This window comes from Fodinibius sp. SL11 (genome assembly GCF_052060035.1).
Taxonomy (GTDB): domain Bacteria; phylum Bacteroidota; class Rhodothermia; order Balneolales; family Balneolaceae; genus Fodinibius.
On the sequence record NZ_JBPOEA010000015.1, the window covers coordinates 1 to 22,471 of the forward strand.

Consider the following 22,471-nt stretch of genomic DNA (forward strand, 5'->3'; position numbering starts at 1 on the left):
GAGGAGATACCGAATTTAGCCTGTTCAATTCAGATGATTTCTCCACGTCGTATCCTGTTGAATTCAGTATTTTCAGCGATCCCCCAGCCGAAACCTTTCGAAGCCAAATATTGACTAATTTGCAAAATGATTCTGTTGGTGTGGTTTATGCGACCACCGATGAATTTGAGCAAACCCGGGCTGAGTGGGAAGAAAACAACACTTTTTGGCGATCAATATTTGCCGCCCTCAGCTTTATACTGATTTTGTCTATTCTTTTTATCGCTGCCGAAAACCTTTCGCTTTGGCAAGCCCTATTGGCACAACTCCTCTTTATATCTGTAGGATGGGCAATTTTCTGGCATACAAGTTTACTATCATACTGGATACTTTCTATCTCTTCATCCGGCAATACGGAGTGGATTAATTTAGTTACCAACTTAAGCACTGCTTTTACAAATGCTGCCTTTGCACTTATCGGTTCGTGGGTAGTCTCTCGAAAGCTGCAGGAATACAAGCACGAACTCAAAGCTGATTGGTATTTAAGTATCATCAGTTTAGCCAGCACTTTTGGTGTTGTTAATGCTTTGGCTATTCTCAGTTTCTTTAAAATGCTTTTTCAGGCAGCCAATGATGCTGGTGTTGCTATTCTCGACCTGCGCATTTTTCCTGATCCCGGAACCATTATATTATACCTGATTCTTGGGTTTTCAACCTTAGCGGCCGGAAATATATTGGTTGTCTTAAATCGCATGTTATTTCGATTTTCCAGGGAGCACCTAAAGCTTACCTCTTCCGTTTTATCAGCCAGTTTTTTGGTCAGCCTATTTATTGCCCAACTGTTTATTCCCGAACGGCTTATCTTTAGCTGGATATTCTACAGCAGCATTATGGGATTTATCATTGTGTTGACTATTGCTATTGCTTATGAAAAAGCCCCAAGTCTGCTATCCCATACATCCCGCCTGCGGAAAGTCATTATTGGGTCCTTTCTAATTGCTATTGTCTGTTTACCAGCATTATATCAGGCGGCATTCATCAATATCGATGATAAACTTTGGCAGCGGGCATCAAGCTATGCCCAAGAAGAGGATCATGTTGCAGAACGCCTGACCCGTAACTTACTTGTCAGGCTCGAAGAAAGTTTTCAGGGTATTACCTCAAAAGATCTACAGGAAAACCGATCTAATTTACAAACGCGCTTTACCCAAACAATACGAGATTATATTTCGCCCAGGAGTAATACCTACTCATTAAACCTTCAACTTGTTACCTCCTCAGGAGAACTGATTGGCGATTACGCTACTGACCTCAACTCTCCCAACTGGGTAACTACATATAACATATCTACGCTGCAGGTTGTTACCGAAATTGAACAAATCAACAAGTCCACTATTCGGCCCGTCGTTCAATTGCCTCAACTGATCAATCAGCAAAAATACCGCACCTTCTATCGTGGATGGATACCCATTTTTGGGATTTCTGATCAAGAACCTATTGCATGGATTCTGTGCTCGGTGTACCAAGAACGTCCGGAGTATAGCAAGCCTCTGCGCACAGTTATCTCCAGGCTCACCTTTGATGACTTAAACACCGATTATTTATTGCAAAGGTTCCAAAACGGCAAACTTGTTAATTCGGTACAGCAAGGATTTACCAACCATTTTCCAAAGTATCGCACCTTGGATCAAAATCAAATTGAGACCTTACAAAATGATACCCTGATCTATGTAACCGACCAAACGGATACCTTTTCATATCGAACGTTATTTTGGAATGTATCTCAAAATAATATTATCAAAGCCAGCACGACGCTACCCGGTTACAGAATCATACTGTTTTCCTTTTTCCGTTTCAGTTTTTTCCTCTTGTTGATTGGAGGAGCTGTGTTACTTATTAGACCAATATTGCCAAGATTTACCTTCCGGCTTCTCGGTTCCAATGTTCGTTTTCAAGATCGCCTTATCGACAGCTTTCTGCTGGCAACGCTAATCTTTCTGGGATTCCTGATCGCCTCATCTCATTACGCAATCAAACAACAAAACCGTGATATTGTACGCCAAGAACTTGTGGATAAACTTCAACGACTATCAAACTCCATTGAATCAAACCAAGTCATCCGCAATAAAAGTCAACTCGGCCCTTCCTTTTCGTTGGATTCTCTAACGACTACCCTTGATGTAGACGCCAGCTTTTATACTGGACGAACGGTAACAGAAACCACGGCTCCACAGATTTACCAACAGCATCTATTGCCCGCAGCATTGCCGTACGATATTTATCACCAATTACATAACAGAGATCGTCAAGATGCTTATTCCAACGTTCAACTGGCCGGACAAAATTTACTTATAGGTTATCGCTCCATCTTGAATAATCAAAATATGCCGATTGCTACAATTGCAATACCCACGTTTTTGGAATCCCCCAAATACAACCAGCAACTGCTTGAAACTATTAGCTATCTTATTCTTGTCTACCTGTTTGTCTTTGGATTATTTATCATAGGATCAACTTTTATCTCAAAGCAACTCACACGTCCCTTGGTTTACATTCAACGTGGCTTAAATAAAATATCGGGAGGTAATCTGGATACTACCATTCCCGTAACCAGTGATGATGAAATCGGGAACCTTGCAGAAGCCTACAACAACATGGTATCGCGACTTAAAAAACTGCAAAAAGAGTTAGCTGCAGCCGAACGCGAAGCCGCCTGGAAAGAGATGGCACAGCAGGTTGCTCATGAGATCAAAAACCCACTAACCCCTATGAAGTTGAACGTTCAACATCTGGAACGTCAGCTTAAAAGTGATAGCCAAAACCCCGAAGAGCTCAAGAAAAAAGTACAACAAATTACTGCCAACCTGATCGAGCAAATTCAGTCGCTAAATAATATCGCTTCTGATTTTTCCAAATTTTCTCAACCCTTAACTGAAGATTTTCAAGAAGTAGATTTAAAAACCATTATAGCATCGGTTGCCAAGCTCTACGAACATGACGAAAAAGTTACCATCAAGCAGCAAGTTCCAAAACATCCGGTAAAAATTCAGGGCATTGCTGATGAGCTCAAACGTGTTATCATCAACCTGGTAAAAAATGCATACGAGGCAATGCCGGATAAAGGCGGGGAGATTGCACTGAAGCTTTATCCTCATAAGCAAAATATATTTATCGAAGTGGAAGACAACGGTAGCGGTATCGCCGAGGAGGATCGCCCTAATATTTTTGTACCTAACTTCTCAACCAAATCCAGCGGCACCGGACTGGGACTGGCCATCTGTAAAAAGATTATTGAGGCACATGAAGGTAGCATCAGCTTTGCCTCAGTCGAAGAGGAAGGAACTACTTTTGTAATTAAGTTGCCACAGAAATAACATTCGTTCTTGACTTACTTTTCCCTCTCTTTTTTTGTACCATACGCGATTCCCTAAAAACAGAATTATCTTCTTTCTGTAGCACTCCATTCACCAATGCTTTCGTATCTAAAATCAGAAAAACACAACCTGCGTAAGGAAGCCGGCATTACGCTCAAGATCGGCCTGCCGGTAATTATCGCCCAGCTGCTGCAGATGTCAATGAACTTTGTGGATACGGTGATGGCTGGCAATCTTTCGGCTCAGGATTTAGCTGCTGTAGCAGTGGGCGGTGCGGTATTTATGCCCTTTATGATGTTGGCCGCCGGTACGCTTATGGCTCTCACTCCGATCGTGGCCCAACACATAGGCGGGCGAAATTTTAATGAAATTGGCGTCAATGTCCGCCAGGGACTCTGGCTCTGCCTGATGCTGGCCATTCCCATTTTCTTTCTGATTCGCAATCTCGAGTTTGTCATGCACTTTCTGGATGTGACGCCCAAGATCATTCCGCTCGCACAAGGGTATCTCGATGCTATTTCGTGGGGCGTTTTTGGCGTCTGTGGATATATGGCACTCCGCTTTTTCAACGAAGGGATGTCGGTTACACGTCCCGCTATGTATTTTGCCCTTATAGGTGTTTTTGTAAACGTTGGTGCCAACTACGTACTGATGTACGGCCATCTCGGCTTCCCTGAGCTGGGCGCTGTGGGCTGCGGATATGCCTCTTCCCTCGTAGGTTATGTGATGTTTCTGGGGATGCTCCTATTCACGATGAACCACAAACCGTACAGTCGTTTCCAAATCTTTTCAACCTGGCGGCTGCCGGAATGGACATACCTGAAAGAACTACTGCAGGTTGGTATTCCCATCGGGCTCAGCTCCACCATGGAAGTGACCATGTTTGCCTTGGTCAGTTTGCTGATGGGATCACTAAGCACTGTGGCAGTAGCCGGGCACCAAGTAGCTATTAATTTTTCGGCGATGACTTTTATGGTGCCATTTGGCTTATCAACCGCTATTACCACCCGTGTGGGCAACGCCATTGGCAAGGGATCAATGAGCGAGGCACGCCGCCGCGGATATCTGGGTATCACCATGGCTACCTTTTTCATGAGCATCACCGCTGTCATTATGTACCTGTTCCCCGAACTCATTACCAGCATGTATACCCAAGACGCCGACGTACAGCAAGTGGCAGTTAGCCTGTTATATATGGCTGCTATTTTTCAAATTTCTGACGGACTGCAAGTCAGCGGCTACGGTGCCCTGCGGGGACTCAAAGACACCACGGTTCCCATGGTGGTCAACTTTATTGCTTATTGGATGGTGGGGCTGCCTCTTGGGTACTACCTGGGGCTCATTCAAAACATTGGCCCCCAGGGGTTATGGATGGGACTCATTGCCGGACTCACTATTGCTGCCATTCTTCACAACATTCGATTTTACAAACTCACGAAAAATAAGTCCTAATTAGGAATTCGGAATTTTTACCACAAAATTAGGGTATTATAGAGTACATACTCTAACCTTTTAATTTAGCGGTAGATGCCAGCTTACATTCAAAATATTTCTACGGTAGTTCCTGAGCGATCGTATGACCAGACCTTTCTGCGTGATCGCATGAAAGAATATATCAGCAACAAAGATATTACACAGCGCATTATCCATCGCATTTATTCAAATTCGGGAATTAATAAACGTCACACCGTTATTCCGGATTTTAATGCGAACGGCGATCCGCGGTTTTTCTTTCAGGAAAATGGCACCCTAAACGTGCCTTCTACCGGAGCCCGCAATGAACTTTACACCCAGAAAGCCAAAGAGCTTTTTGTGGAAACGGCTCGTCAAACGATCGAAGAAACTCCATCCGTAAATCGTGATGACATCACACACGTTATTACCGTTTCTTGCACGGGATTTTTTGCTCCCGAACCTGCATTCGAAATTATTCAGAAACTGGGATTACCAACATCCACGCAACGTTATCATCTGGGCTTTATGGGATGTTTTGCCGCTTTCCCTGCCATGAAAATGGCCAAGTCTTTTTGTGAATCACATCCCAATGCTAAGGTGTTAATCGTTTGCCTGGAATTATGCAGCATTCATCTACAACCGTCAGAATCAACCGACAACTTGATATCAGCATCCGTTTTTGCCGATGGGGCCGCCGGCCTAATTATCACCAAAGACAAACCACATGAAACTAACAGCTATGAACTGACGAACTTTGCCACTGCCATTGCCCAGGAAAGTGAAAAAGATATGGCCTGGACGATCGGAGATACGGGATTTGACATGGTGCTGTCTACCTATGTCCCTGATATTATAAAAGCGAATCTTAAACAGTCTATTGCGCCCTTGTTAACAGATTATCAACTGACTATTGACGATATTAAGCATTGGGCCTTGCACCCTGGTGGACGTGCAATTTTGGATAAGGTTCAGGACAACTTCAACATCGCTAACGAGCAGCTATCCCCATCCCGACAAGTACTTGCTAATTATGGCAATATGAGTAGTGCTACTATCCTGTTTGTACTAAAAGAACTGTTAAATCGTCCCTCTTCTGAGGCACAAGAATCTGTGTTGGCAATGGCTTTTGGCCCGGGATTAACAATAGAAAGCGGACTGCTTCAAAAAATCCAGCCAACGTAATGCCCCTGTTTTTATCACAGCGAGATACCGAAAGCTGCGAACGGATGGATAACCCAGATTGCGATCCGGATGAACTCCGGAATACCTACCGCCATTTTGGCCGAGTCAATAACTTGATTTCTCAATGGGATTACATTTATGACACAAAAATCCGTCCTCATCTTCAACATAACACCCGTAATTCACTTCTGGATATCGGATTTGGCGGCGGAGATATTCCCCTGAAGTTAGCTAAACGAGCAGAACAAGATGGGTTCAACCTTTCAATAACGGCCATCGATCCCGATCCACGAGCAATACAATTTATACAAACACTTAAACCACCCTCGAATATTGAATTCTTGCAGTGTGAACTTTCAGAATTGGATCCGGCAACACAGCAATTCGATTTCGTTCTATCAAACCATTTAATTCATCATTTGAATGAACAAGAACTTTTATCCATACTGCAACAAGCAAAAAAATTATGCTCAAAATCGGTTCTCTTTAATGACCTTCGGCGAAGTGACTGGGCATACCTTTTATTTAATATTTTCTCGCGACCTATTTTTCGAAGCTCTTTTATAACCGAGGATGGCCTAACCTCTATTAAACGGAGCTACACAAAAAAAGAATTGGAAGCGATTGTCCCGCAAGATTGGGATATACAAAACCTCTTTCCCTTTCGACTATTGCTAACATACGATCATGCGTAACTTTTCTGAACCATATCCGATAGCCGTTGTGGGTGGCGGGCCGGTAGGACTTTACTTGGGACTCTGCCTTGAACAAGTCGGCATTTCATACATTGTTCTTGAACAACGATCTGCTCCTCGTCCCGGATCTCGATCGCTGGGCATTCATCCCGTTTCGCTGGAACTATTCGACGAATTAGGCCTTGCCGACAACTTCATCCGCAATGGAATCAAGATTCAACAAGGACATGCTTTTACCAATAACAAGAAATTAGGCTCACTATCTTTCGAAGATTGTCCGCTCCCCTTCAACTTTATTTTGGCACTACCCCAGCATCGTACTGAATCGCTTCTCGAAAAAGCATTGACCGAACGCAATCCCGACAGCCTGATACGTAATGCAGAAGTCACCGCTATTACTGAACATAATCAAAAAATAGAGATTACTTTTAAAAGGAATGGAAGTACAAATACTATAGAATCAGCATATCTGGTTGGCTGCGACGGTAAAAACAGCTTGGTTCGCAAACATGCCGGTATTTCTTTTAAAGGCCAACCTTATCCCGATACCTACATCATGGGCGACTTCCCCGATAACAGTGATTTTGGTTCTGATGCAGCGATCTTTCTATGTAATGAAGGACTTATCGAATCTTTCCCCTTACCTGATGATCGGCGACGTTGGGTTGTTAAAACGGCTGAATACATTAATGATGTAACACCGGAACAGTTAACATCGAAAGTTTTACATAGAATTGGTCATACGATAGATGACACTCAAACTTCTATGCTCAGCAGTTTTGGCGTTCAAAAACTGGTTGCCCAACCCATAGTGAAAGATCGTGTTATTTTAGCAGGAGATGCCGCTCATGTTATAAGCCCTATAGGAGGCCAGGGTATGAATTTAGGTTGGCTTGATGCACAGGATTTAGCAGATACACTAACACAGATATTCAAGAACGATTTTCAAGCCCGATCAATCCTGAATCAATATCAAAAGCGAAGAGAACATGCCGTAAAAAATGCAATTCGAAGAGCAGAAATGAACATGAAATTAGGCAGGGCGACAAAATCTCCTTTTTGGCGAAATAGATTAATTTCATTAATGCTAAAAGCTCCACTATCGCAACTTATGGCAAACATTTTTACAATGCGCGGCATTGAGCGATGGCTAATTTAAGTGATGTTGTTCTTATTTATCAAAACGAATTAAAAAGGTTGTTCCTTCCTCTCGCTCAATATCGATATCGGCTTCAAGGCGGCGAATGAGTACATCAATCAACCACCCACCAACCGATCCCGATTCGGTAAATGAAAAATCCTCTCCAATACCAGTACCATTATCCGAAACCTTCAACTCAATGACTTTATCCTCAGTTTCATTAATTTCAATGACAATGCGGGGCTCATTAGATTCCTCGTCAAAAGCATGTTTATAACAATTTACTATTAATTCGTTAAGTAACAATCCACAGCTCATAGCCCGATCCGTATCCAAAGAAACCTCTTTGGACTTTACTTTTATTTTTACCTTTTGCGAAACATGGGAAAGGATGTTTGAAATTTTCTTTGATAACCGCTCGACATATAACTTCAGTTTAATCTCATTACCCGGCTCATTGTTATATAAAAAATCATGCACTTCCGTCATTGATTTAATACGTGCAGTCGTCTTTTGCAACACTTCTTTGGCTCCCTCATCGTCAATATCCGATAACTCCAATTCAATGAGGGCTGTTATAGTAGATAAATTATTTTTTAGCCGGTGATGAACCTCCGTCAGCATTAAGTCGCGCTCTTCAAGCTTCTTTTGCATATCCTGTAGTTCCCTACATCGTTCGATAGACAGTGCCAAATGATCAGCCAGTGCCTCAAAAACAGGGATATCCCGATCAGTAAAATCGCCATCGCGTCTGTTTATCGCCTGTAGTACTCCAATTATTTTTCCATGACTATTTTTAAGCGGCACGCAGATGATATTGTCGGTGGTAAAGTTTGGAGATATATCACCGCCAAACAGCTCGCTTTGGGCTACCTCGTTGGAATAAAATGGTTTCTCATTTTTGACGACCCAACCACCAATGCCTACCCCCTTATTAATTCTCTGCCCTTTGATCTCTTTTTTTACCGGACCGGTAGGCATACTTATAATTAATTCTCCGGTACCTTCATCCAGGAGCATTAATGAACTGGCTTCGGTGTTCATCACGTTTTGCACTACTTCAATACTCTCTTGCAATACAGTCCGGAGTTTAACCGCCTTACTAACACTGTTAACATTCTTTAGCAAAACTTGAAGACTATTAGTCGTTATATCATCATGTGAAATTTTGTCAGCTATATCATCTCTATTAGATAATACCATTTTAACCTCAAAAGCCGATTTGCCTGATTTGTTTAACTCTCTTGTCTTTATCTATTTAATATATTTTTAGATCATTTAAAAATATATAGAAAAATTATAGCCGGATATCAATAAAAAAGCCCGACCTCAAAAAGAAGTCGGGCTTAATGAACTAATGTTCAATATTAGTTTGCCAAATTCTACTCTGCTTGTTCAGATTGGTAGTAATCTCGCAGAACGTAATGCAAAATACCGCCATTGCGATAGTAATCTACCTCAACAGGAGTATCAATGCGGCAAACGGTTTCGAAAGAAATCGTTTCACCATCTTCTTTTTTGGCATCCACTTTCACCATTTGTTGGGCTTTGAGCTCATCATCCAAGTGGATATTAAATTCTTCCGAGCCATCCAATCCAAGAGTATCTGCTGATTCTCCATCTTTAAACTGCAATGGCAAAACGCCCATACCTACCAAGTTGGATCGGTGGATGCGTTCATAAGAAGTCGCAATTACGGCTTCAACACCAAGTAGAATAGTACCTTTGGCAGCCCAATCCCGGGATGATCCCGTTCCGTACTGTTTGCCAGCCAGTGCCACCAGTGGCGTATCGTTTTCTTTGTATCTCATGGCCGCATCAAAGATCGTAGTGATCTCATCTTCGGGGAAGTACTTAGTGTAACCGCCTTCTTTACCCGGCGCCAGCTGATTCTTAAATCGCACGTTTGCAAATGTTCCGCGCGTCATTACGCGATCATTGCCACGTCGTGATCCATATGAGTTGAAATCTTTCTGCTCAACACCGTGCTCAATCAGATACTTACCAGCAGGACTGTTTTTCGGGATAGTTCCCGCCGGAGAAATATGATCCGTTGTAATAGAATCGCCCACTTTAACCAGGGCCCGTGCTCCATTAATGGAGGTAATAGGATCGGGATTTTCTCCCATATCCATAAAGAACGGCGGCTCCTGAATGTAGGTTGATTCATCTTTCCACTCATAGAGCTCTCCGCCGCCAACGGGAATCTCATCCCACTCTTCAGATTTGAAAATATCGCCATATTGTTTTTCAAACAGCTCCGGACGAATGGCACTGTCTAAGTGTTCGGCAATCTCTTCGGATGTTGGCCAGATATCTTTCAGATATACATCATTGCCGTCTTTATCTTTGCCCAACGGCTCATGTTCTAAATCAATATCCACCGTACCGGCCAGTGCATAAGCAACAACCAATGGCGGTGAAGCCAGATAGTTCGCTTTTACATAGGGATGTATACGACCTTCAAAGTTTCTGTTACCAGAAAGCACACCGGCCACAATCAAATCGCCTTCTTTTACTGCATTTTCAACAGCTTGAGGCAACGGACCTGAGTTACCGATACAGGTTGTACATCCATATCCAACGAGATTAAAGCCAAGACTATCCATATAATCAGTAAGTCCGGCTTCTTCGAGATAATCCGTAACGACCCGAGAGCCCGGAGCCAACGACGTTTTCACATAAGGAGGAACTTTCAATCCTTTTTCGAACGCTTTCTTCGCTACAATTCCGGCTCCCAGCATAACGCTTGGGTTCGAAGTATTGGTACAGGATGTAATGGCAGCAATCACCACATCGCCATGCTTCATTTCGATCTCCTGACCGTTTTTAAACGTCCCTTTGTTCGCCAGCTTTTCCTGCTCCAAATTAAAACCCATAGTCGGGTCATCGCTGGTCAGGCTACTCTCGAACGTTTTCTTCATGTTAGGCAATGCAATTCGATCGTGTGGCAACTTCGGCCCTGCAAGTGATGTTTCCACTTCGCCAAGATCCAATTCCAACGTATCCGTAAATTCGGGATCGGGCGTATCATCTGTACGATACAAACCCTGCTCTTTCATGTAACTCTCAACCATTTCCACATGCTCGGGATCACGTCCGGTTCGACGCATATAGCGCATGGCTTCATCATCCATTGGGAAGAAGCCCATGGTTGCCCCGTATTCCGGAGACATATTCGCAATCGTTGCACGATCGGGCAGACTCATGTTGCTAAGCCCATCGCCATAAAATTCTACAAACTTACCCACAACACCATGCTTTCTAAGCATCTGGGTAACTGTTAGGGTCAAGTCCGTTGCTGTAATACCTTCGCGCAACTTACCGGTCAGCTTCATACCCACAACTTCGGGCACCAACATATAAATAGGCTGCCCCAGCATGGCTGCTTCGGCTTCAATACCACCAACGCCCCAACCGAGAATACCAAGACCATTAATCATCGTTGTGTGTGAATCGGTACCCACCAGCGTATCGGGATAAACAACAGTAGTCCCATCCTCTTCTTTTCGACTAAAGGCTCCTTTCGCAAGATACTCGAGATTAACCTGATGGACGATCCCACGTCCCGGAGGAACGACCCTAAAATTATCAAATGCTTTTTGTCCCCATTTCAGGAACTCATATCGTTCACGGTTCCGCTCAAATTCTTTTTCCACATTATGCATAAAAGCATACTCCTGACCGAACTCATCAACCTGTACCGAGTGGTCGATAACCAGATCTACCGGTACTTGTGGATTTATGGACGTGGCATTTCCACCCATGCGTTCCATAGCAGAACGCAACGCAGCCAAATCAACAATAGCCGGCACGCCGGTAAAATCCTGCAACACAACCCGCGATGGTTTAAAAGGAATTTCGCCCTGGGGATTTTTGGCATTATAATTAGCCAATACCTCTACATCATCTTCGTTAAAGACATAGCCGTCATATTCTCTGAGTACCGCTTCCAGTAATACGCGAATGGTAAATGGAAGCTTGCTGATATTTCCATACCCCATCTCTTCAAGTTTTTTCAAACTATACAGGTGTGCTTCGCCACTGCCTGTATCAAAAGGGGTCTTTGTCTGCAAAAATTTATTCTCTTTACTCATGGTCCTTGATTGTCCTTTTTAAACTTGGCTTAACCTGTTTTATCAGGCTTATTTTTATGTAAGAAAGATACAATTAATTTTTAAGAATATCTTATCTTAAACCCCGGAAATTTCAACTCCTGCCCCTATTCGGACTGTTATTATTTCTATAAAAAGATCCGTTCAATTCGGTTTCAAAAATATTCATAACTTCACCGTTGCAAATGGATCTAAATAAGCCTATTTTTCGAGACTTCACATAAAAGCAATTATAAACAAGTTTTAACCGTGGATACTAACAGTTACAAGACCTACTCCCCAAAAGCGAGTGATATCGAAAAGAATTGGGTTCTTGTTGATGCCGAAGACCAAGCGCTCGGAAGAGTTGCTTCTAAGGTTGCTTCCTTATTGAGAGGAAAGCACAAACCTAACTTCGCTCCGCATATGGACACCGGTGACAATGTTGTTGTAATTAATGCCAGTAAAGTTACATTGAGCGGCAACAAATTACAGCAGAAAGAATATTTCCGTTATACCGGCCATCCTGGCGGCGAACGTTTTACTTCAGCTGAAGAAATGCTGGATCACAATCCAACATTGGTTATCAAAAAAGCCGTGAAAGGAATGTTGCCAAAAAACAAGTTAGGCGACAAACTTATGACCAATATTAGGGTTTATGCCGGTCCGGTTCATGAACAAGAAGCACAACAACCAGAAAAAATCGAGCTTTAATCACGAATGGAACAGAAAAACTTCATCGGAAGAAGAAAAACTTCTACTGCGCGACTCTATATTCAACCAGGTTCAGGTGAGTTTGTTGTAAACAAACGACCTCTGGATGAATATTTTTGCACTCAAGCACATCGTAATATTGCCAAGCTTCCGCTTGACGTTACCGAATCTGACGGACAGTTTGATATCTTGGTAAACGTAAGTGGCGGTGGCATTACCGGCCAATCCGGCGCCATCCAACATGCTTTGGCTCGCGCTCTTGACGATCATAATGAAGAGTGGCACGATGTCTTGAAAGCACATGATCTACTAACACGTGACGATCGTATGGTAGAGCGTAAAAAATACGGTCAACCTGGTGCTCGTAAAAAGTTCCAGTTCTCCAAGCGTTAATAGATCGCGCTTATATATTTTCTTTTTCCAGACACACAAAATTCAATCACACATATGCAGCTACTCAGTGCGCCGAGTGTCTCAACAGCTGTTGGGATTAGCGCCGGGGATGACCTGCATAGAGGATTAACTCAAAAATAAATCTAACCTATGCCTACTACACCTGACTTAGAAGAACTGTTAAAATCCGGTGCCCATTTTGGTCACCTTACCCGCCGATGGAATCCCAAAATGAAGGAATTTATCTTCATGGAACGCAATGGGATTCATATCATCGACCTCAAAAAGACACAGAAATTTTTCCAGGAAGCACTGGATGAAGTTACCAAGCTTGCCCGTGCAGGAAAAGATATCCTTTTTGTTGGTACTAAGAAGCAAGCCCAAGATATCGTAAGAACAGAGGCTATTCGATGTGGAATGCCTTATGTTACTCACCGTTGGTTAGGAGGAATGATGACCAACTTCAGCACCGTTAAAAAGAGCATCTCTCGCATGGAAGAGATTGACCGTATGAGTAAAGACGGTACGTTTGAAGAGCTTACCAAAAAGGAAGCTCTCATGCTTGAGCGTGAGTATGAAAAGCTTGAAAACACCTTGGGCGGTATCGCCAATATGGGGCATCTCCCGGGTGCAATTTTTGTTGTCGATACAACCAAAGAGGATATTGCCGTAAACGAAGCGGTTAAACTTAATATCCCTCTTATTGCCATGGTTGATACCAACAGTGATCCCGATACTCCGGATTACATTATTCCCTGCAACGATGATTCTGCTCGCAGTATACAGCTTGTCACTTCTAAAATTGCCGATGCTATTATTGAAGGCAACGCCGAGCGCGAAGCACAAAGTGAAGAGCAGCTTTATGATCAAGCTGCTGAAGAAGCGCGTAAAGCCGAAGAGCAACAAGTAAAAGAGAAAACCAAAGCTACGGGCAAACGTCGCAAACGTCGTAAAAAGAAGGATTCCAACGATGACTCTTCGAGCGAAGAAGAGTAATAAGCGGCACTATTCGTTTTAACTTAGAACAACAATTTAAATAGCGTACCTCGAACAATGAGTATTTCTGCAAAAGACGTAAAAGAACTACGCGAACAAACAGGGGCCGGCATGATGGATTGCAAAAAGGCCCTTCAGGAAGCTGACGGTGATTTTGAAAAAGCCACTGAAATCCTGCGTAAGAAGGGACAAAAACTTTCTGAAAAACGTGCTGATCGTGAAGCCAACCAAGGACTAATCGTAACACGTGTAAGCGATGACGGAAGCAAAGCCGCAGCACTCGAAATAAACTGTGAAACAGATTTTGTTGCTCGTAATGATGATTTCCAAAATCGGGCACAGCAGTTTTTAGATATCGTATTTAAAAACCAAATAAATTCAGTCGATGAACTGCTCGACATTGAACATGATGGACTTTCTGTTGCCGACCACGTAAAAGATATGGTAGGTAAAATCGGTGAGAAAATTAAAATTAACCGTGTGGTCTTTGCTGAAACGGATGGATTCTACATCTCATACATCCATCCCGGCAACCAGCTTGGCGTATTAGTTGAATTTGAAGGTAATGTCGAAGATCCCGAAGTGGGCAAAGATGTTGCTATGCAGATTGCAGCAATGAATCCGCTGGCGGTAACACGTGAGGGCGTTGACAGCTCAGTTGTTGAAAAAGAACTTGAGATCGCCAAAGAACAACTTCTTGAAGAAGGTAAGTCAGAAGAAATTGCCGAAAAAGCATCGCAAGGTAAATTGCGGCGTTTCTATGAAGAACGGGTTCTTCTGGAACAGAAGTTCGTAAAAGACAACAGTGTCTCCGTTAAAGAGTATCTCGAAAATAACGATACACCGCTGGTCAAGTCGTTCCACCGACTCCAACTCGGCGATGACTCGTAATCATTTTGATTCGCAAAAAAGGCTACCAATTCGGTAGCCTTTTTTTTATGCTTAAGAGATATGTAATATTGATCAAATCACTTTTAAAAAGACCGTCAATTCAATAATTAACACAGGGTAAAACGTGGACAGCAAATATCATCGAATTCTATTAAAAGTAAGCGGAGAAGCACTTTTAGGTGAACAGGGACACGGCATTGATGGAGATATTCTTACCCAGTACTCCGAGGAGATTAAATCTATACATGATGAAGGATTTGAAGTTTCTGTTGTTGTGGGAGGCGGAAATATTTTTCGGGGTGTAAAAGGCGCCACTGAAGGTATGGACCGCGTACAAGGTGATTATATGGGTATGCTTGCCACTATGATCAATAGCATGGCCCTGCAAGACTCCCTGGAACGAATGGGCGTGCAAACACGGCTCATGTCAGCCATCAGAATGGAAGAAATTGCCGAACCCTATATTCGTCGACGAGCTACCCGGCACCTCGAAAAAGGACGTGTGGTTATTTTTGGTGCAGGTACCGGCAATCCTTACTTCACAACCGATACGGCTGCTTCGCTGCGTGCTATCGAAATTGAGGCCGATGTTATTCTCAAGGGTACCCGTGTTGACGGTATTTTTGATTCTGATCCGGAAATCAACCCTGATGCTAAAAAGTTTCCTACCATTACTGGCGAAGAGGTTCTAAATCGACAGTTGGAGATCATGGATCTTACAGCTTTTACCCTCTGTCGTGAAAACAAAACACCGATTATTGTCTTTGATATGAATAAAGTTGGAAACCTGAAAAAAGTATTGCGTGAAGATGCTTCCGTGGGATCAAAGGTGGTTTGGGAAGATTCGTAGATTTCTTAAATTCATTTTGATTAAATAACAGCATCATCAAAAAAGAATTAAACAACCCGCGAATATTATGATACCACCAGAGTTAGAGCCCGTTATCAAATCTGCCGACAAAAAAATGGATCAGGCTGTTGCACACTATAAAAAAGAATTGTCTCACATTCGGGCCGGCAAAGCTCAACCTTCGATACTTGATGGCGTCAAGGTTGAATATTATGGATCGCAAACCCCTTTGAACCAGTTGGCTAACGTCAGTGCGCCCGAAGCTCGTCTTCTTACTGTAGAACCATTTGACAAATCTGCCTTGGAAGATATCGAAAAGGCCATCATGTCTGCGGGACTTGGATTAAATCCCAATAATGACGGAAATATTATTCGGATACCGCTGCCCATTCTCTCTGAAGAACGCCGTAAGGAACTTGTGAAGCGAGTCAATGAACTTGCTGAAGAAGCGCGTATTTCTATCCGTAACACTCGTCGCGATGCTAATGATGAGGTTAAAAAGAAAGTACAGAAAGAATCACTGCCAGAAGATTCTCGTTATGAGGCGGAAGATGAAATTCAGCAATTAACCGATCAGCACACCGAAAAGGTTGAGAAGCTTTCTGAAAAGAAAGAAAAAGAAATTATGACCGTATAAACGGGACGGTTGCTTAGCAATAACAGCTTCACAATCGGGGAGTTTATTAACAAAGTGAAGGCTGTTATTCGAACTTTGCCATTTGAATTGTAATACATGTATATATCCGAACTTGAACTTCAGGGCTTCAAGAGTTTTGCCTACAAAACCAATGTCTCTTTTGATAAGGGCATAACAGCAATTGTGGGGCCTAACGGCTGCGGCAAATCCAATATCGTTGATGCCATGCGATGGGTACTTGGCGAACAGCGCCCTACCCTACTCCGCTCTTCAAGCATGTCGAACGTCATCTTTAACGGTACTGCTAAAAAGAATGCCTTGGGGATGGCAGAAGTTTACCTGACGTTCGTTAATAATAAAGGCCTTCTGCCTACTGAATATAACGAGGTTACCATTGGCCGACGCCTGTATCGATCAGGAGAAAGTGAATATCTAATCAACGGTACCACTTGCCGACTTAAAGATATTACAGATCTTTTCATGGACACCGGCATGAGCTCAGATGCCTATTCAGTAATTGAGCTCAAGATGGTCGAAGAAATTCTTAATGATAAAAACAACGACCGGCGACGGCTTTTTGAGGAAGCCGCCGGAGTTACCCGATATAAAGAAAAACGCAAAAAGACCTTCCGTAAACTCGACGAAACACAAGGCGACCTGCAGCGCGTTGAGGACATTCTGGTTGAGGTTCGAAAGAAAACAAATTCACTCGAAAAACAGGCAGAAAAAGCTCAAAAAGCGAAGAAATTCAAAAAGGAATTAGAACACCTCGATAAAGCACTTAATAAGCACGAGTACCTCAAAATAAAAGAAGAGCTTGAGCCGCTTAAAGAACGCATTGATAATGCAGACAAAGAGAAAAAGGAGATCATTGCCAAGGCGGAAAAACTTGAAGAAGAAGCAGAAAAAGCACGCAAAACATTAAATGAAAAAGAGCGACAACAGTCTGAAGCTCAACGAAGGGTTAGTCAGCTCCATTCTAAAATTCGGGACAACGAGACTACTCTCGAAATCACCCGGGAAAAGATTACGAATGAGGAAAGCGTAATTGAGCAGTACACCAGCGACATTGAGCAAAGTGAAAAAGACCTGGAAGATCTCCGGGAAGCTTTTCAGAGCAGTAAAAAGAAACTGGCTTCTTTTGATGACGACCTTGAAAAAGCAGAAAAGAATCTCAAGGAATCAAAGGAACGTTATGCTGATATTCAGCAGCAATATAACGCAGAGCAAGAAAAGCTAAATCAGCTCGAAAAAGACTTTTCGGAGGCCAACCAAGATCTCAATGACCTGCAGACCAAACGCATCAAAATTGAATCCCGGCTTGAGAATACCGAAGGGGATTTGGTTCGCATCCGCGAAGAAATTGAAGATCTCGAAGATGAGATTATGAACTTTCGCGGGGAAAAAAAGCTGGCCGCTGAAAAGCTTGAAAAGGCAATTGCAGAACGTGATCAGTGGCAGGAGAATTTGCAATCCGCACGAGAACAACGTGAGGAATTGAGCGAACAACAGAATACGCTCAAAGATCAGATCCGAAGTCACCAAAGCAAGCTCGATTCGGTACAATCTGAGATCGAACTCCTGCAGGATATTGCAAGCTCTAATGAGGCTTTTCCAAGCAGTGTCCAGTTTCTACTTGATAATTATGCAAATCAGTTCAAGCAGTTAGATGTGGTCTCGAATCTGCTTTCCACGGATGAAAAACATGCTGTTGCTCTTGAAGCAGTACTGGCGGATGCACTGAATTACATTGTTGTCGATACCCTTGATGATGCCCGAAAAGCTGCAAAACTTCTTAAAGAAAATGACAAGGGACGAGCTACCTTTATTCCGCTCGGTCAACTTTCCGATTCTTATGAAACGATTTCCGGAGGCCTTGCCAGTGAGGTTGAGACAGAACCTAAATTCAGTGCATTAAAAGAATTACTTTTGGGCAATGTCCGCGTTTTTGATTCTATTGATGAGGCCTACTCTTCACTTGAGAGCAGTGGTCAAACCGGGGTAACGCTTGGCGGTGAGGTAATCACCAATACACAGTTTTTAAAGAGTGGGAGCAAAAGCAAAAATGCCGGTATTCGTGTTGGATTAAAAGATAAAATTGCCAAGCTGGAAGACAAGGCCAGCTCTATCAGTAGCAAAATTCAGTCCTCCGAAGATCAACTCGAAGAAGTCCAGCAGAAATATGAAGCTATTGATCTGAATGAACTTGAGCAAAAGCTCAAAGAGAAAGAGCAGCAAGTTCGCCAAGTCGAAAATAATATTAACAGCTTTGAGCACAAGATTGAGATTTATCAGAAAAATATTGGGGAGCTCAAAAATCGACGCGAATCACTAATCAGCAATGAAGATTCCTCCCAACAGCAGTTAGATGACCTACAACCCAAACAGAAAGAATTACAACAAAGATTAAAAGACCTTCACGAGCAGCAGGAAGCAAAGAAACAGACCCTTCAGGAACTGGATGAAGAGCGTTCAATTGCCCAAAGTCGATACAATGATGCGCAGTTAAAGCATCAGGATCTGAAAAACAAGGTTCAAAACCACGAGCGGGACATCAAACGGGCCCAAGAAGGCATCAAGAACCTGAAGAAACGACTTAAAATTCGCTCGGAGAAGACCGAAGAAGCCAAGGAACGTATCAGTAAGTACCAATCGGCCATCGAGCAGCTTGAAGACGAGCTCAGCACCCTTAAGGAGAAAAAACAGAAGGCTGACAAGCAACTGGAACAGGCCGAAGAAGCTTCAGGCAAACAGCGGGGACGTATTAATGAAATTGAGAAAGATCTTAAGGAAGTCCGTCGGCGCAAGGAAGTAAACATGGAGCTCGTCCATCACTTGGCCATGTCGAAAGAAAAGTATGAAATGCAGATTGAGAATCTTTCCGATCACATCTGGGAAACCTATGGCATATTGATGGATCAGATTGATAAGGAACTGCCCGAAGATACCGAGCCCGACGAAGCCAAAGAACGTATTGCCTGGCTGCGACAAAAACTCAATAAAATCGGGGAAGTCAATCCACTGGCTATTGAGGAGTATGAGGAAGAAAAAGAGCGACTCGATTTTTACGAAGAACAGGTTGGCGATCTACATAAAGCTGCTGAAGAACTACAGGAAACAATTGACGAGATTAATAAAACAGCTATTGAACGGTTTAACAAAACTTTTGAAAAGATCAGGGTTAATTTTCAAAAGGTATTCCACACGCTCTTTAACGAGGATGATTATTGCGACCTTGTCATTGATGAAGAAGCTGAAGATCCGCTTGATGCCAGTATTGAAATAAAGGCCAATCCCAAAGGCAAACGCCCTTCTACTATTAACCAACTTTCCGGTGGGGAAAAAACGCTTACAGCCATTGCCCTGCTCTTTGCCATATATCTGGTTAAGCCTTCTCCCTTCTGCGTTCTTGATGAGGTTGATGCCCCGCTGGACGACGCCAACATCGAACGTTTTGCGGATATGATTCGCAATTTCAGCGAAGAAACCCAGTTCATCATCATTACCCATAACAAAAAGACGATGAGCAAGGCTGAGATGATGTACGGCGTAACCATGCCCGAAACAGGAATAAGCAGGCTGGTAGGTGTCAAGATGGATGAAGTTGCTGAAGTTTAGGTAATCAACCAGTAACAGCGGACTAATTTTTTACCCTATCACTACCCTTTGGAAATCGTGATCGAAAGCCCCCATTTTACTGTTATTCTTTGTGATGTTTCGCGCTGTGCTCCGTATATTTGGAAACTAAATTAAATCCAGCAAATAATTATGGCTCGCAAGAAATTCAATATCCCGGACATTTATCAATCTCCTATCATCCGAAAGGTTAAAGATGCCAACAAGGTGATGGACCCTACCAAGAAAGATCTTGAACCGAGCGTGCTCGATTTTGGCCCTGTTCGCTTTTTTGTACCACGGCATTTTGGGTTTTGCTATGGAGTAGAAAATGCGATTGACATTGCATACGATACCGTTGAAAATTATCCTGAGAAAAATATTTATCTACTCAGCGAGATGATTCATAATCCCACAGTAAATGAGGATCTGCAAGCACGGGGCGTAAAATTTCTTTTCGAAACGGATGGCACAGAACTCATTCCCATAGAGTCTCTGAATGAAGATGATATTGTGATTGTTCCCGCTTTTGGGACGACCATTGAAATTCAACAAAAGCTAAAAAAACAAGGGATTGATCCCTATGAATATAACACCACGTGCCCTTTTGTAGAGAAAGTATGGCGACGAGGCAAACAGCTCGGCAAAAAAGGATATTCGCTGGTAATCCACGGCAAACATCGTCATGAAGAAACAAGAGCCACCTTTTCGCACAGTGCCGACCACTCGGAATGCGTAGTCGTTTTAAATCCGGAAGAAGCACAGATTTTAGCAGATATTATGACGGGTGATCGTCCCCAGTCTGACTTTGAAAAATATTTTGGGCATAAAAGCACCGATGGATTTGATCCACAGAAAGATCTGGAACACTTTGGAGTGATTAATCAAACCACTATGCTGGCCACCGAGACCGAAGAAGTAATGGAAATTCTCAAAGAAGCGGCTATCGAAAAATACGGGAAAGCTGATATCCTGGATCATTTTGCAGATACTTCTGACACCTTATGTTATGCTACCAACGAAAATCAGTCGGCAACGCTGGCACTGGCCGAAATGGATGCTGATCTGTCAATCGTCGTCGGGGGATATAACTCGTCGAATACAATGCACCTGGTAGAGATTTTAGAACAAACCTTTCCTACCTACCACGTTCGTGATGCTGAGGAAATCGAATCGCCCCAAAACATTCAACATTTTAATCAGTGGGATAAGGAGATCAAACAAACAGAAAACTGGCTATCCACTAAAGACCAGCCGGTGAACATTGCGATTACGTCGGGGGCCTCATGTCCTGATGTGTTAGTAGATGAAGTTATGCTGAAAATCCTGGATTATTTTGAGGATACCCGTACCGTAGAGGAGGTTATCAAACCATTCGAAGAAGAAATGGATGAAGTAGCCTGAATGAGGCGCTAATTTTCCAAAACAATAAAATAGGCGACATTCCGCGGTTGAAATGACCGCAGTTTGATGTGGTAGTTTTCGTTATTCTCCTCTATTTGCGGTGTTACAAAGCCCGTAGAATCTTCTAAGATTTGCTCATAACTTACATACGCATCAAAGGGATTTTCATCCTGAACATCCGCATACTCTTCAATCGGAACATCGTATTTAATTGTTATCGCAAGTGGACTGTAGCTTACCATACGACCCAGGGGCAGGTTGCGCGTGTTTATGTTTGCCTGCACCTCACCCTCAGTATATTCAACCACATCAGCCTCAACCATAACCTCCCTCTGTGATAAACTTATAAGCTCACTTGGTGATTCTAAGGGAACCGTTCGTGAGATATCCTTGGTAACATTGTTTATTTCTACCGGATCAGTAGCCCATTCTTTAATGCCCACAACAAGAGAAGCTGCCCCATCTATGGTTATGCTATCAGGATTTATCGTGAGTGAATCTAAAAACCCGTATTGCCCACTAAAATTGATATTCACAGCAGAATGCACCGGAACCCTTTTTGAGATCCTATCTTCCAATTGCACCGCCAAAATCCGTGGTTGTACACGCTGAATATTTACATTCAGCATCGCATTCATCTGTTGCTGTACTTGATCAAATAAATTTACCTCTGCGTTATTTACGTCAATATTTATGGCAGGCGGGTTATTATACAAGTTGATCAACTTCCATCCTTCTCCGGTTACACTTACTGTAGCAGTACCGGGCAGATCTTTGACCAGTGCTTTATCAGCGGGAACAGCTCCAAGCTGAATGGGTAATTCAATATTTAATGTATAATCCCTGCTTAAATTCACCATCAGCCATAACGCCAATGCTAAAATAAAAGCAACTAAAAAAACAATGATACGTTCCCGACCAAAGCCGGCAATTTCATCCTCGTTTGATTTTTGCAGGAGCGACTCCCAGCCTGCCAGTAACTTCTCTTTATATTCCTCAATTTTTGATTTTTCCATAAATAATTGTCAGATCAATCGATCATATTTGAGCA

At 42.9% G+C, this 22,471-nt stretch carries 16 protein-coding genes; 13 read left to right on the forward strand and 3 right to left on the reverse strand.

Going from position 1 to position 22,471, the window contains the following annotated elements; genetic code table 11:
- From ACQ76V_RS13310 to ACQ76V_RS13330, 5 genes are all read left to right on the forward strand, one after another.
- A partial coding sequence (locus tag ACQ76V_RS13310; protein WP_441000997.1) for an ATP-binding protein occupies positions 1-3,353 on the forward strand: 3,353 nt, incomplete at its 5' end.
- Between the two features lie 96 nt (positions 3,354-3,449).
- A complete protein-coding gene (locus ACQ76V_RS13315; protein ID WP_441000998.1) occupies positions 3,450-4,805 on the forward strand; it encodes an MATE family efflux transporter in 1,356 nt (451 codons plus the stop codon).
- A 75-nt stretch (positions 4,806-4,880) separates the two neighbouring features.
- Positions 4,881-5,990 carry a type III polyketide synthase gene (locus tag ACQ76V_RS13320; RefSeq protein ID WP_441000999.1) on the forward strand — a complete coding sequence of 370 codons (1,110 nt, stop codon included), beginning with the start codon at positions 4,881-4,883 and terminating at the stop codon, positions 5,988-5,990.
- Entirely contained in the window at positions 5,990-6,685 is a 696-nt protein-coding gene (locus ACQ76V_RS13325) for a class I SAM-dependent methyltransferase (RefSeq protein ID WP_441001000.1), read from the forward strand. Before ACQ76V_RS13320 ends, ACQ76V_RS13325 begins: the two co-directional genes overlap by 1 nt.
- The gene (locus tag ACQ76V_RS13330) at positions 6,678-7,844 is read left to right on the forward strand and encodes an FAD-dependent oxidoreductase (RefSeq protein WP_441001001.1); all 1,167 of its coding nucleotides are present in this window, start codon (positions 6,678-6,680) and stop codon (positions 7,842-7,844) included. The genes ACQ76V_RS13325 and ACQ76V_RS13330 overlap by 8 nt, the downstream gene beginning before the upstream one ends.
- A gap of 12 nt (positions 7,845-7,856) precedes the next feature.
- On the opposite strand, the gene ACQ76V_RS13335 is transcribed toward ACQ76V_RS13330, so the two are convergent.
- Together ACQ76V_RS13335 and acnA are read right to left on the reverse strand one after the other, a co-directional pair.
- Positions 7,857-9,029: a histidine kinase dimerization/phosphoacceptor domain -containing protein gene (locus ACQ76V_RS13335; RefSeq protein ID WP_441001002.1), complete on the reverse strand. Its 1,173-nt coding sequence runs from the start codon at positions 9,027-9,029 to the stop codon at positions 7,857-7,859.
- A 179-nt stretch (positions 9,030-9,208) separates the two neighbouring features.
- A complete protein-coding gene (acnA, locus tag ACQ76V_RS13340) occupies positions 9,209-11,923 on the reverse strand; it encodes an aconitate hydratase AcnA (protein WP_441001003.1) in 2,715 nt (904 codons plus the stop codon).
- A 267-nt stretch (positions 11,924-12,190) separates the two neighbouring features.
- Here acnA and rplM point away from each other — a divergent pair, with 267 nt between their 5' ends.
- From rplM to ACQ76V_RS13380, 8 genes are all read left to right on the forward strand, one after another.
- Positions 12,191-12,634: a 50S ribosomal protein L13 gene (rplM, locus tag ACQ76V_RS13345; protein ID WP_441001004.1), complete on the forward strand. Its 444-nt coding sequence runs from the start codon at positions 12,191-12,193 to the stop codon at positions 12,632-12,634.
- Between the two features lie 6 nt (positions 12,635-12,640).
- Positions 12,641-13,027 (forward strand): 30S ribosomal protein S9, encoded by a 387-nt coding sequence (gene rpsI, locus ACQ76V_RS13350; protein ID WP_095606209.1) that lies wholly within the window; start codon positions 12,641-12,643, stop codon positions 13,025-13,027.
- A 150-nt stretch (positions 13,028-13,177) separates the two neighbouring features.
- A complete protein-coding gene (rpsB, locus tag ACQ76V_RS13355; RefSeq protein ID WP_441001005.1) occupies positions 13,178-14,023 on the forward strand; it encodes a 30S ribosomal protein S2 in 846 nt (281 codons plus the stop codon).
- A gap of 57 nt (positions 14,024-14,080) precedes the next feature.
- On the forward strand, positions 14,081-14,914 hold the full coding sequence (gene tsf / locus ACQ76V_RS13360; RefSeq protein ID WP_441001006.1) for a translation elongation factor Ts: 834 nt from the start codon (positions 14,081-14,083) through the stop codon (positions 14,912-14,914).
- 124 nt (positions 14,915-15,038) lie between these two features.
- On the forward strand, positions 15,039-15,764 hold the full coding sequence (pyrH, locus tag ACQ76V_RS13365; RefSeq protein ID WP_441001007.1) for a UMP kinase: 726 nt from the start codon (positions 15,039-15,041) through the stop codon (positions 15,762-15,764).
- A gap of 67 nt (positions 15,765-15,831) precedes the next feature.
- Positions 15,832-16,401, forward strand: coding sequence for a ribosome recycling factor (frr, locus tag ACQ76V_RS13370; protein WP_441001008.1), 570 nt, complete (start codon positions 15,832-15,834; stop codon positions 16,399-16,401).
- Between the two features lie 96 nt (positions 16,402-16,497).
- Positions 16,498-20,019, forward strand: a complete 3,522-nt coding sequence (gene smc, locus ACQ76V_RS13375) for a chromosome segregation protein SMC (protein ID WP_441001009.1) — start codon at positions 16,498-16,500, stop codon at positions 20,017-20,019.
- 150 nt (positions 20,020-20,169) lie between these two features.
- The gene (locus tag ACQ76V_RS13380) at positions 20,170-21,420 is read left to right on the forward strand and encodes a 4-hydroxy-3-methylbut-2-enyl diphosphate reductase (protein WP_441001010.1); all 1,251 of its coding nucleotides are present in this window, start codon (positions 20,170-20,172) and stop codon (positions 21,418-21,420) included.
- A gap of 8 nt (positions 21,421-21,428) precedes the next feature.
- Here ACQ76V_RS13380 and ACQ76V_RS13385 read toward each other — a convergent pair whose 3' ends face one another.
- A complete protein-coding gene (locus ACQ76V_RS13385; RefSeq protein WP_441001011.1) occupies positions 21,429-22,436 on the reverse strand; it encodes a CdaR family protein in 1,008 nt (335 codons plus the stop codon).
- Positions 22,437-22,471: the final 35 nt, after the last annotated feature.